General features: G+C 35.7%; 1 protein-coding gene. It reads right to left on the bottom strand.

From position 1 onward, the window contains the following. Nucleotides 1-215: 5'-3' exonuclease H3TH domain-containing protein (locus tag AOA60_RS01105; protein WP_305887027.1), on the bottom strand; the 215-nt coding region annotated here is incomplete at its 3' end. Nucleotides 216-230: the final 15 nt, after the last annotated feature.

Raw genomic sequence — 230 nt, 5'->3', positions numbered from 1 at the left:
ATATTAACTGGAGCGTTTAATTCAATAGTTGCTAACTCTTTACTCATATAGGCGTTATCTTCGATTGCTTCAAGCTTTTCTTTTAACTTTTTACCTGAAACTTCACCTAGATTTTTATATAAACCTTCTACTGTTTCAAACTGCTTTATTAACTTCAGCGCTGTTTTTTCTCCAACTCCAGGGACACCAGGGATATTATCTGAACTGTCTCCCATTAGGCCCTTCATATC

Origin of the sequence: Pseudomonas sp. 2822-17, from assembly GCF_002742485.1 — a bacterium.
GTDB lineage: Bacteria > Pseudomonadota > Gammaproteobacteria > Pseudomonadales > Pseudomonadaceae > Aquipseudomonas > Aquipseudomonas cyclaminis.
The sequence above is the reverse complement of the archived record's forward strand: the minus strand, read 5'-3'. Positions and strand labels throughout refer to the sequence as shown.